This is a genomic window from Advenella sp. RU8, from assembly GCF_048381675.1.
GTDB lineage: Bacteria > Pseudomonadota > Gammaproteobacteria > Burkholderiales > Burkholderiaceae_B > Advenella.
Genome location: NZ_JBLWIS010000004.1, coordinates 109532 through 122437 on the forward strand (window position 1 = coordinate 109532; position 12906 = coordinate 122437).

Here is a 12906-nt window from a genome sequence, read left to right on the forward strand (position 1 = left end):
GCAGCGGAGGGGAAATGATTATTGAACAACAACTTGAAGACCTCTGCATTGAATGGTTCGGGAGCCTCGGTTGGACGTACACACAGGGTCCGGACATTGCGCCCGATGGAGACCAACCTGCCCGCTCCGACTATCGTCAGACTGTATTGCGCGAACGCTTGTTGGTCGCGCTTACACGCATTAACCCGCACATCCCCGCCGCGGCGCTGGAGCAGGCGGCACACGAGCTTCTTACGGTCAGCGAGCCGCTGCTGATCGCACGCAACCGTCGTGTGCATCGACTGCTGCTGGCTGGCATTCCGGTCGAGTTCTCCATAGGCGACGAAAAGTGCACCGACCTGGTTAACCTGATCGACTTCGCCAACCCACGCAACAACGACTTTCTACTGGTCAGCCAGTTCACCGTGACCGGAACCAAGCAGCCACGTCGTCCGGATTTAGTGGCCTTCGTCAACGGTCTGCTGCTGGCTGTGATTGAGCTGAAGAACCCAGCCAACGAACAAACCGATATCTGGGATGCTTTCAACCAGATCCAGACCTACAAGGACGAAATCGGCGACTTGTTCAACACCAACGTGGCGGTGGTGGTCAGCGACGGATTCACGGCGCGGCTGGGGTCGCTCACGGCCAATCAGGAGCGCATGCAGCCCTGGCGGGCTATTGCCAATGAGGATGATCGGCCGCTGCTGGAATTCGAACTGGAAACCTTGGTGCGTGGCTTCTTCGAGCCTGCGCTGTTTCTCGACTACGTGCGCCACTTTGTGCTGTTTGAGCAGGAGGCTGACCAGATTATCAAGAAGATTGCAGGCTATCACCAGTTCCATGCCGCTCGTGAGGCGGTTAAGGCTACGGTGATTGCAGCCAGTAACCCGAACAAGGGTATATTGGAGGTACAAGAGCCACGGGCGACCTATGGCAAGGAAGTGCAACCCGGCAGTCGCAAGGCTGGCGTGGTGTGGCATACGCAAGGCTCGGGCAAGAGTATCACTATGGCTTGCTATGCAGGTAAACTGTTGCAGCAGCCAGAAATGAAAAACCCCACTTTGGTGGTGGTGACTGATCGCAACGATCTGGATGGGCAGTTGTATGGCACTTTTTGCGCTGCTGAAGACTTGCTCAGGCAAACACCGGTGCAGGCAGGCAGCCGAGAAGAGTTGCGTGAGATGCTGGCTTCACGTGAGGCAGGAGGCATCATCTTTACCACGGTACAGAAATTTGCGTTGCTGGACGATGAAGAACAGCACCCCTTGTTGTCGGATCGCAGCAATATTGTAGTGATTTCTGACGAGGCGCACCGCAGTCAATATGGCATGAAAGGACGGCTGGATACGAAGACTGGTAAGTACGTGTTTGGTTATGCCAAACATATGAGAGATGCGTTAAAGAACGCTACTTTCATTGGTTTCACAGGCACGCCTATTGCGTTGGAAGATAAGGATACCCGGGCGGTGTTCGGTGATTATGTCAGTATTTATGATATTCAGGATGCGGTGGATGATGGTGCCACGGTGCCGATTTTCTATGAAAGTCGCCTGGCCAGGCTGGACGTGAACCAGGCTGAAATTGATGAACTGAATGCCCTGGTAGATGAAGTTATTGAAGATGAAGAGGATATCACTGCCCGAGAGAAGACCAAGAGCGATTGGGCAGCACTGACCAAGTTGGTAGGTGCACAACCACGGCTGGCACAGGTAGCGGCTGATTTGGTAGAGCATTTTGAGACACGTACTGCTACGCTGGAAGGCAAGGCGATGATCGTTTGCATGAGTCGTGATATTTGTGCTGAGCTGTACAACGCTATTGTAGCTTTGCGACCGGATTGGCACGATACCGACCCGGAAAAAGGCGCAATCAAGGTGGTAATGACCGGCTCGGCAGCAGACAAACCTTTGTTGCAGCCGCACCTGTACAGTCAACAGGTTAAAAAGCGTCTTGAAAAGCGTTTTAAAGACCCGGCAGACCCATTGAAACTGGTGATTGTGCGTGATATGTGGCTGACTGGCTTTGATGCACCTTGTTGTCACACCATGTATATTGACAAACCCATGAAGGGGCACAACTTGATGCAGGCGATTGCCCGGGTTAACCGGGTGTTCCGTAATAAACCTGGCGGGCTTGTTGTGGATTATATTGGTATTGCCAATGAGTTAAAGGCAGCGCTCAAAATTTACACTGAATCCAAGGGTAAGGGTGATCCGACCCATAATGCGAGCGAAGCACTGGCGATATTACTGGAGAAGCTGGATATTGTACGTGGGTTGATGCATGGCTTTGATTACAGTAAATTTGAGACGGATGCAATGCAGCTATTGGTGCCGGTAGCAAACCATATCCTGGGGGTGAAAGATGGCAAACAGCGCTTCCTGGATACTATGTTGGCCGTCAGTAAGGCGTTTTCTTTATGCAGCACCTTGGATGAAGCTGCGGCACTACGCACGGAGATTGCCTTCTTTGCCGCTGTTAAGGCCGCTATTGTTAAGTTCACCACGGTAGACCGCAAGCGCTCTGACGCAGAAAAGAATAGTGCGCTCAAACAGATTCTGGATAACGCTATCGTGGCTGATGGAGTAGCGGATATTTTTGCTTTGGCAGGGTTGGATAAACCTGATATTGGCCTGTTGTCAGAAGAGTTTCTGGAAGATTTGCGACAGATGAAGAGTCGCAATCTGGCTGTGGAACTGTTGGAAAAGCTGCTGCGTGATGAGATTAAAGCCCGGGCACGTAACAACGTGGTGCAAGAGAAGAAGTATGGCGATCGCCTGCTGGAAACCCTGCGTAAGTACCACAACAGGGCGGTGGAGACGGCGCAGGTTATTGAAGAATTGATCCAGATGGCCAAGGATTTCCAGGAAGCACTTGAGCGAGAGGCTGCATTGGGTTTAAATCCGGATGAGATTGCTTTTTATGATGCGCTTGCCAATAATGAAAGTGCGGCCAGAGAACTGGGTGATGAAATTCTTAAAAAAATAGCTGTTGAAATTACGGAGAAATTACGTAATAGCACTACAGTTGACTGGCAAGTGCGTGACAGTGTACGAGCCAGGTTAAGGATTTTAGTCAGACGTACTTTGAAAAAATGGAAATATCCCCCAGTTGGTGAAGAAGCTGCTATTGAATTGGTGTTGAAGCAGGCAGAGGTTTTGTCGAATAGGTGGTCGAAATAGATACGATAAGAGTTCAGATGACTGCTGTTGTTATCGTGCTTGAATCTGCCTTGAATAACAAATCCTAGCCTAACTGTAACAGATTGGCATTTTATTCTATAAAGGATTTCCCACACCATGCGCGTCACCGCAACCGATCTAGTACAGTGGTCAGACAAACGTGAGGCACAAGGAATGCTTCCCGTCTTAGTAAGAAGGTTAATCTCGGCAACGGCCCGTATTACGGCGATTGCCATGCCCGGCGGTGACTCGGTTAGTGTTCCCGGTTGGGATGGTGTTATCGCAGTGGAACAAGGAAACCCGTGGGTTCCAACTGGCATTAGCTATTGGGAATTAGGTACATCAAAAGATCCGGCATCCAAAGCCAGCAGTGATTTTGAGAAACGCCAAGGACAGATATCAACGGAAGAGGCAACGAAAGCAACCTTTGTTTTTGTAACGCCGCGCCGCTGGCCGGGGAAAAATATATGGCAAGAAAAAGCTAGAAATCGCAAGGTGTGGGAAAATGTGCTGGTTTGGGATGCTGATGATCTGGAAGCCTGGCTGGAAGCGGCGCCTGTGACCAACTTGTGGCTGGGCATGCAGCTTGGTATTGCAGGACATGGTATAGACACCGTGGAAAATTATTGGCAGCATTGGTGCAATCAGTCCAGTCCTGCCGCCACAAGGCCTGCACTGTTTAGTGGTCGTGAGAAATCAAAGCTTGCTCTACAGAAAAGTATTCAGAAAAGAGAACCTTTGATTGCTGTTATGGCAGACAGCCAGTCTGAAGCAGTTGCCTTCACTTGCGCACTGTTGATCGAAGACGGTTATTCATTGCGCGCTGTTTGCATAACCTCGGAAGAAGGCTGGCAGTTTGTAGATGCCAACTCAGGCATTGAGCTGGTGATTATTACCGATAACCGCCTTGGCCAGCGCCGTGCTCCACGTGAAGGAATGAGCTTGATTGTCCCCATGGCATTCGGAGATCAGGCATTCAATCTTATGGGTATTGGCGGACAGGCAATTGGCCAAAACCTAGTAGAGCTTAAGCGTCCAAAACGGGATGAATTTGAAAAATCTCTGTGTGAACTTGGAATAGATCCCTCTGATGCTGCCCGATATACTCTAACGTTAGGAAGATCATGGACTGTTTTTCGCCGATGGTATGCGCAAAATCCTGCTATCAAGAAACCGGATTGGGTTGATGAAGCCGACACTACAAGCTTATTGATAATGACTCTGGTGGGTGCTTGGAACAGTACGTCTGAAGGAGATAAGGCGTGCGTAGAAAAGATTGCCAACAAGCCCTATGAGGACATTGAAAACGAGCTATTGAGGTTGGTTACGCTGGATGACGCGCCTATTGTAAGAATAGGCTCTCTCTGGAAGGCCAAGGCACCGTTGGAGTTATTGCACCTGATGGCAGCCAGACTGAATGAAGCCATTTTGGCAAGATTCTTTCAGGTTGCCTGTGCTGTTTTTGAACAACCTGACCCAGTGTTGGAGTTGGAAGAAGACAAACGCTGGATGGCCTCCGTTTATGGTAAGGTTCGCGAGCAATCCGGCGTTGTGTTGGACGCCATGGCCGAATCTATTGCTAAACTGGGATACTTTGCCGACAGTTTTGATCATGCTGTTATCGGCAAGCATGTACGGAATTTTGTTTCTCAACTGCTGGAAAACGCCAATGAGGAACGCTGGCTTTCTGTTGCATCTTTTCTTCGATCCTTTGCCGAGGCTGCTCCCGATGAGTTCCTGAATGCTGTACAAGGGAGTTTGCGAAAACCGGATAAACCAGTTACCCGTTTAATTACGGAAACACAGGCATCAGGCACTATGGGACGCTGCTGGCATGCAAATTTGTTATGGGCTTTAGAACTGCTGGCATGGTATCCTGCACGGCTTGGGCGGGTTGCGAATATCCTTGCTGAACTGTCAAATGTAGAGATAAAAGGAAATTGGGGTAACACACCGTTTAAAACTTTGATTTCTTTTTTTCGATATTGGTACCCACAAACAGCCGCGTCAGTCGAACTTCGACTCCGTGTTATCAGAAATGTAGTAGATCGCTATCCTGAAACTGCCTGGATGCTTTTGTTGTCTTTGCTACCAAAGCAGCATGATGCGGCCTCGCCCAATGCAAAGCCTCGCTGGCGTGACGATGACGCTGGTTCAGGTGAGGTTGTCACTTATGGTGAAATCCGACAATTCATATTGCCAATTGCAGGATTGCTGATAGAGAAAGCTCAGCGAGATGCCCGGTGCATTGCTGACCTGATACCCAAAATTAATGAATTGGATACCCACTTTCGGGATAAAGTTATTGAGTTGGTATATGACGCAATAACTTTACCTGATGAAGAACGAGAGATTATTCGCAATGCTATTAGGCAATTCCTGAATCGGGAAAATGCTTTTAATCAAGATGGAGAGAAGCACGATCGTTATTCTGCGGATACATTGAGACCATTGTTCGATACTCTGGCCGCTGAGGACCCGGTTATCCGGCACGGATGGATTTTTTCTAATGCATGGGTAGAACTCCCTGATGGAAGTGAGGAAGATTACAAGGAAGACGACAAGGTTCGGAAATTATTGCGCACCTCAGCCATTCTGGAAATATATCAAACTCTGGGTTGGTCTGGCGTTGACAGGTTGGCTAAACGTTGTGGAGATCCAAGGCTTGTTGGTTGGGAGCTTGTTGAGGGGCCGTTTAAGCGTAAAGATTTGGCACAGTGGCTGTGCCAATGGTATACCAATTTGTCAGGGCCGTCGTTATTTGACTCGTTGACCTATGGTGTGCTGCATGCAATACCTCAAGCAGAGCTTACAGAGTTTTTGAAAGGCAGCTTGCTGCAATTCGAACAAAATTCAATCCCTTTTGAAAAAGTGGCTGGATTTATGATTAATGCTCCGCAAAGCATGATTTTATGGCTTCTTGTAGAAGAGCAGTCGCAAAAGGTTGTCGATCATTTTTGGCTGAATGTCCGGCCATCTTATATTCAATCAGATAGTGATCATTTGCTCTTCTGCATGGAAAAATTGTTGGCTTTTGGAAGGCCGCGAACAGCCATGTGTGCTATGGGGGATTGTTCCCCCGAATTGCCCAATGAATTGCTGGTGCGTATGTTAAGAGGTATTGCAGCCGGTCAGGAAGAAAATTTGCCTTTTCCAGGCTCGTGGGATATTTCTCGTGTCTTTAAGGCACTTGCCAAGTCAGGGTGTAATCATTCGGAAATGGTAAATCTGGAGTTTGCTTACTACCCGATACTTGAACATGACGAATATGGAACTCCTCATCTGATGACAGAAATACTCGCTAAACCTGAATCCTTTATGGAGCTCATTTGCCTTGTCTATAAGCCTCGTAATACGGAAGGCGATTTGTATGCAGCGGTACAAACAGCCGCTTCCCTGATCTGCAATGGGCGTGGAATTCCAGGCACAAGTCTTAATGGCGAGATTGACAGAGAGCAATTTTTCTCATGGATCAATAAAACCCGAGACTTGGCAAGAGAGAAGGATCGCGAGGTTGTTACTGATTTAACAATAGGCAGTTGGCTTTCCGAATGGCCTTTGAGTAAAAACCTGGAATGTTGGCCAAACCCAATTATTGCCGAGTTATTGGATCAGGATGATAGCGAAGATATCAGACGAGGTTTTCATACTGGAGTGCATAAGTCCAGGGGGGTTACGACCCGTATGCCTTATGATGGTGGGGTGCAAGAACGTCAAGTCGCAGAGGAATTCAGACGTTTCTCCTGTCATTGGCTAAACTCAAGACCTAATCTTGCTGCAATGCTTGAGAGTCTTGCCAAATCATACGAGCATGAAGCTAAGCTAAATGATGAAGATGGATTATGGACGCAGGAATCATAGCTTATTGATTTCAGAAGTCGATTACTCTTAAATCCGTGCGACGGTATTATTCTGCCTATTTCACGGTGGAGTTGGTCAAGGCCAGTCAATAATCTGGTGTTTCATTAGCCGGTCTGGCGCTAAACCATGAGCTGAATACCAACCTGCCTGCGTCCTTTGTGTCGATGTTCTTACATAGCATGGACGTTCAGGCCATAACTTACTTATTGCCATGAAGATTGCCTCTTATTTCGTTCCAGATCTTGCCAAGAAAAACACGACATGAAATGTGTTGTGAAATTGGAAGAAATCAAGCTTGGTGTTCCTGATATTTTCAAGATGTCAGATATTGTCACAAAGCTTTCATTTTAGCCTTTTAGAGTGTTGCTAATTCTAATTTCACACAAAGGCGATTGTTTTGAATTTCAATAATAATTTCAGGCTACTAACATTAGTAGCAGCCTTGCAGGTCTCATTTATTTCATGCTCATACGCAGCCAGTTTTACAGTGGTCAGCGGGACAACCGAGACAAATAAACAAACTTTATCCAATCTTGACCTTGGTACTGTCGAGGCAGGAGGAACATTGACTACGTCAGGGTCCAAAGATGCGGTAGAAGTCGGTAATGGAGTATCAACCCTTGTTAATGACGGTTTTATCAGCCAGACAGGGACGGGTAATGCCATTAAGACGACATCGGCCACCCCTATTTTTATACTAGAAAACAGGGGGATTATTAGTGCCGTGGGTTGGTCAACGATTAAGCTTGATGTTAACGGCACCTATATCTTGAGTAATAGCGGTCAAATTACCCAAACGGGTACTTCAGGTTTTGGTATTGATGTTGAGGACAAAACCCCCCATGTCATTATTAATAACGCCGTAGGCGGCTTGATTGACACCCAAGGAGGTGGGGATTCAGCGGTTATTCGATTTGACCGGAAAGCCGGTAGTTTCACGTTAAACAACCAAGGTACGATTTGGCAAAGAAATGAAGGCGGTGGCACCAGCGATACGACCAGTCGTGCTGTGATTGCCGATAAAAATTACGATACTACAGGTAATACCGTTATTAACGGCTCTGAAACCAACAGTTTGGCAGTCATCCGCGCAGATTCCAATGATGCCATTCGCCTGGGAACGAACGTAACGCTATTGAATTACGGCAGTATTTACTCGACTGGCATGGTCAATACCAGCAGTGCTGGAGACGCGGACCAGTATCTATTTGGCATTTCCAGCGCGGATTTCAGCGCTTCGGACGGTGTGGCCATCCAGGATAAGCGCAGCAATGTTGCGATTCTTAATTATGGAAACATAACCGGCCCTCGCCATGGCGTTGATGGCGGTGTTCCGGTTACCGTTTCATCCCATTTAACGGATTTGGCCAGTGCCAGTTTGTTGGGCAGTCATGAGCAACTGATGGCCGCTCCTTTGCTTTCAATAACAGCAACTGGTCCAAATGGTGTGGTTTTTGATAAGCACCTTGATGGAGTCACCACCTCAGACGTTACCATCGCCAATCCCGTCATCATTAACTACGCGGGCGGTACGATTACAGGTAAGAATGGTTCGGGTATTGGTTTAGATGGTTACGGCGTTGTGATTAACCATGGAAACATTAGCGGCAACTATGTGGGTGAAGGTAATGTTTATTCGCATCAGGTTAACAGTCCAACCGTGACGATTAATGGGCAAACCATCACCACAAATACGAATAGCAATGGTGATGGTGACGGAGTCGATATTGACGGCGTTGCCTATATTTATAACGCCGGTAGCATTCGTGGTACGGGTGCAGGTGGGTATGACTCGGGTGGCCGTCCAAATGGTGCGGATGGGATTGCGGCGGGTGGCGGTGTCATTATCAATAAGGCAGGAGCGGAAATTTATGGCCAATCAACGGGTATTTTGCTTGATGACGGCGCGAACGGCACCATAACCAATAATCCTGCAACCGCGCGTGATACAGGCTCCACAACAGGTGCAACGGCTCGTATTTATAACGAAGGCAGCATTATCGGCGAGCGTAAAACAGCGATTGGTTTGGTAGGTGATTATGCCGACTTGTTAGTTAATTATGCAAGTGGTGTCATTGAAGGCGGTTCTGATGCAATGCGTGTGGACGAATTAGGTAGCACAACCCCTGCTGCTGCCGTACAAATGGGTGGCGGAGACGATATTTTAATTAACTATGGGTTAATTACCGGTCACAATGGTAAAGCCATTGATTTGGGTGCAGGTGATGACCTTCTGCGGTTGTTTGGCGGTAAAGTCAACGGTACCATTGACGGAGGTACAGGTAAAAATACCTTGGAAACAGCGGGAACACAATTTTTTGCTCGTGGTGGTCTACAAAATATTCAAAATATCCATATAACAAGTGGTGACACTACGTTTGGTGGAAATTTGGATATAGCGGGTAACTTAAGCGTGAACGGAACGCTTAAGACATCTGGTGAGCAAGCCGATCGCATTATTAATGTTGGTGGTAACTATACGCAAACTGCCAATGGGGTGCTAGAAGTGGGTGTAGCGGGTAAAGACCGTTCAGACCGGATTAATGTCTTAGGCATTGCTACGTTAGCCGATGGAGCAACGATTCAACCGGTTTCACAAGGATACATTGCAAACGGCGCCAGTTACCGTATTGTCTCCAGCCTGGGTTTGGATGCGAATCCGGAAAACCTGGCCATCCGGAACAGTTCCTCATTAATGTCATATAACCTGAACCGTTCAGGTAATGATTTGGTGCTGAATGCGATCCGGCCGGTAGCGGTTACTAACGCCTTGTCAGGTAACCAGAATATGATGCTTTCAAAGCTGGACCAATTGGCCCTGGAAGGCAACAACACCGCCGGGCCATTGTTGCAGGCGGTTTCTTATCTGAACACCACAAACCAACTGTCTGATGCCTTGCGCCAGCTCGCGCCACAAACCAATGGTGCGGCGGCCAAGGCAACGCAACTGGCGACTGGTTCTGTCATGTCATCGTTTTTTGATCGCATGGACGCGGTAAGAGAAAATGATCTGTCAACAGCGCCGCGTGGTGTGACAAGTGGTGGCAATGACAGTTATCGCTTGTGGGCCATGGGCTTGGGTGCCTGGGGCAAGCAGAAAGAACATGCTCAGAATGACGGATTCAATTTGAATAGTGGTGGTTTGGCTGCCGGTCTTGAATTTGATCAGTCTGCCAATTCTATCCTGGGGGTTTCGCTGGCTGCCAACAAAGCCAAGGCCAAAGGAATTTCTAGCGCCAGTGGTGATGAAGTGAAGCTGGATAACTATAATCTGGGTGCTTACTATAGCTACAATACCAATTCCTGGACGTTTGATGCTGCTTTGGCGGTGGGTTATAACGATTATCAAAGTGAGCGACGCGTCCGCTTCGACGGGTTTGATAGTACAGTTAGCGGTGATTATTCAGGCTGGAATATTAGTGGCCGGGCTGAACTAGGGTTGCCCTTCCAGCTCGCACCTAATTGGAATGGGCGCTGGCTTGCCGGTGTACGCGCCAGTAGCCTTAGAACCGATAGCTATACGGAAGATGGCAATAACGCGATAGCCCAGCATATTGATAAAATGACCACCACATCGGTCCAATCGGTATTGGGTGCAGAGCTTAACCATCGGTTTGAGGATCAAAGCAGTTTGCGGTTCCGTGCGCGTTATTTGCATGAGTTCCGGGATTTGCCTGACGTGAGTGCCCGTTTTGTCTCTGGTGGAAATAGTTTCAATTTGTCGGGTGATGACCTTTCGCGTAATAGCTTTGAGTTGGGTGTTGCCTATCGTGCAGAGGTACGTGACGGTATGTCATTGATGCTAGGTTATGATGCCGAGTTAAGTAAACGTTATACGGTTCATAAAATTACTGCCCGGGCTGTCTGGCAGTTTTAAGGTTCATTAGGGGTATCAGACCATGCGCCGCTGGCGTGTGGTCTGTATATGCCTGATTGGTCAAATTTTTACATATCCCAGTGATGCGCTAAGCTGCTTTGCTTCTTGTTGCACCTGATGACTTATTTTTCCATTTACGCTGGCATCAAAGCCACCGGTTGCCCCAAGGGCAGTGATAACGGCGCATAACTGGCCGGCATAGTTATAAACAGGCGCGGCTACTGCACTGATTCCCCGTAAATTAGTATCCTTCACAATCGCGCATTGACGTTTCTGTACTTCGTCACGCAATTGCTTGGTGAATGCATCAAGATCCCCACTGATTTCAGCATCGCTTGAGCGTTCCATTAGACGCATTTCTTCCCGGGCCAGTTCCCGCACCAGCCTGTCATCTTGCAAACCCAGAAATACCCGTCCGGTTGCCGAGGTCAGCAAGGGCAAGACAGAACCTACCCGCACGTTAACGGTAACAGGCAGACTGGGCTCTTCAAAGCGGACGATGACCGGTCCTTTGTTGCCCATGACGGCAATAAAGCTGGTCACTTCAAGAGTTTCCCGCAGACGGATCAGGGCCGGTTCGGCCAGGCGAATGGGATCTGACTGGCGCATGGCTGCCAGTCCTATAAACATGGCCTCAAGGCCCAAGCGATATTGTTGCGTTTCGGGGTCTTGAATCACCAATTCTTCTTCGATCAGGCTGGCAAGGTAGCGATGAACCTTGGCCGGGTTTTCATTCAGGTAGGCAGAAAGTGCCGTGAGGCTGGCGCTGCCACCGATTCTTGCCAAGCCTTTTAAAACGGCAAAGCCCGTTTCTGCCGCTTGAACCCGCTGCCGGCGATCAGGAAGGTGTGGTTTTTCTGTTTCTGTCATGGTGATATTCAGGGCATTATTGGTAAGTGAAGATTATAGGCTATATGTTTTTTTACAAAAAAAGTCCTTGATACAGGTTAACCCGAATGTAAAAGTTACGCAATGCGTATATCATTTACGCAGGAAGGATTGAACACTAAGGAGACTTTTCATGAATTTTTTAAAAAAGGCCTGTATCGCAGGTTTATTATCGGTAACTACACTGGGTTTGGCAGCTAATGCCAGTGCTTCCAATTACCCTGAAAAACAGGTTCGTTGGTTAGTGCCTTATCCGGCCGGTGGTGGCTCGGATTTCCTGGCGCGTACGATTGCCCAGCCTTTATCAGAGAAAACAGGCCAGACGGTATTGGTTGACAACAAGCCAGGTGGTAATACATCGATTGCTGCCGTGGAGACAGCCCGTTCAACGCCTGATGGCTATACCGTTTTGTCGGCCGATAACGGCACGATGGTTTTTAATTCTGCACTGTATAAAAACTTAAGCTATGACCCGGTAAAGGATCTGGAGCCGGTTACCCTGATGGGTAAGTTTCCCATGATCCTGATTGTTTCTCCAAACTCACAAATTGACTCAGTCGAGGAATTTGTCAAACAGACCAAGGAAAACCCCGGTAAGTTGAATTACGGTTCGGCAGGTGCCGGCAGTCCGCATCATTTGGCCATGGAGTTGCTGAAAGAAGAAGCAGGGATTGATATTGTTCATGTCCCATATCGGGGAGCCGCTCCTTCCTTGTCAGATGTGGCGGGTGGCCAGGTACAGGCAATGATGGTGGATTTGGCGGCAGGAGCCGGCTTCATTAAAAGCGGTAAAGTCAAGGCATTGGCCGTAGCAAATGGTTCACGCCTTGCCCAATTGCCAGAGGTGCCTACTTTTGCAGAAGCCGGTTATAAGGGTGTTGAAGCGGCTGCCCTGGTTGGCATGGTTGCAACTGCCGGAACCCCCAAAGAAACCATTGAAAGCTTAAATAAAAAAGTAGTTGAAGTTATAAATGAACCTGCAGTAAACAAAAAAATGATTGACTTTGGCATTGAACCTGTTGGTAACACGCCTGAGGAATATGCAGAGCTGTTGAAAAATGAACGTGTTCGCTGGCACAAGCTGATCAGTGATTTGAACATCACGTTGGATTAATA

General features: G+C 48.3%; 5 protein-coding genes. 4 read left to right on the forward strand and 1 reads right to left on the reverse strand.

What is annotated here, in order from left to right; translation table 11 throughout:
* Positions 1–14: 14 nt before the first annotated feature.
* From ACM5Q9_RS07040 to ACM5Q9_RS07050, 3 genes are all read left to right on the forward strand, one after another.
* Entirely contained in the window at positions 15–3164 is a 3150-nt protein-coding gene (locus ACM5Q9_RS07040; RefSeq protein WP_418144018.1) for a type I restriction endonuclease subunit R, read from the forward strand.
* A gap of 117 nt (positions 3165–3281) precedes the next feature.
* Entirely contained in the window at positions 3282–7025 is a 3744-nt protein-coding gene (locus ACM5Q9_RS07045; RefSeq protein ID WP_418144019.1) for a hypothetical protein, read from the forward strand.
* Between the two features lie 565 nt (positions 7026–7590).
* Positions 7591–10902, forward strand: coding sequence for an autotransporter domain-containing protein (locus ACM5Q9_RS07050; RefSeq protein ID WP_418144020.1), 3312 nt, complete (start codon positions 7591–7593; stop codon positions 10900–10902).
* A 60-nt stretch (positions 10903–10962) separates the two neighbouring features.
* Here ACM5Q9_RS07050 and ACM5Q9_RS07055 read toward each other — a convergent pair whose 3' ends face one another.
* Complete coding sequence (locus tag ACM5Q9_RS07055; protein WP_418144021.1) at positions 10963–11772, reverse strand: IclR family transcriptional regulator; 810 nt, start codon at positions 11770–11772, stop codon at positions 10963–10965.
* A 151-nt stretch (positions 11773–11923) separates the two neighbouring features.
* Here ACM5Q9_RS07055 and ACM5Q9_RS07060 point away from each other — a divergent pair, with 151 nt between their 5' ends.
* On the forward strand, positions 11924–12904 hold the full coding sequence (locus tag ACM5Q9_RS07060) for a Bug family tripartite tricarboxylate transporter substrate binding protein (RefSeq protein ID WP_418144022.1): 981 nt from the start codon (positions 11924–11926) through the stop codon (positions 12902–12904).
* Positions 12905–12906: the final 2 nt, after the last annotated feature.

Excerpts from the sequence above, each read along its gene's own strand:
- ACM5Q9_RS07055 (WP_418144021.1), bottom strand. The coding sequence starts at position 11,772 with ATGACAGAAACAGAAAAACCACACCTTCCTGATCGCCGGCAGCGGGTT.
- ACM5Q9_RS07045 (WP_418144019.1), top strand. The coding sequence starts at position 3,282 with ATGCGCGTCACCGCAACCGATCTAGTACAGTGGTCAGACAAACGTGAG.
- ACM5Q9_RS07040 (WP_418144018.1), top strand. The coding sequence starts at position 15 with ATGATTATTGAACAACAACTTGAAGACCTCTGCATTGAATGGTTCGGG.
- ACM5Q9_RS07060 (WP_418144022.1), top strand. The coding sequence starts at position 11,924 with ATGAATTTTTTAAAAAAGGCCTGTATCGCAGGTTTATTATCGGTAACT.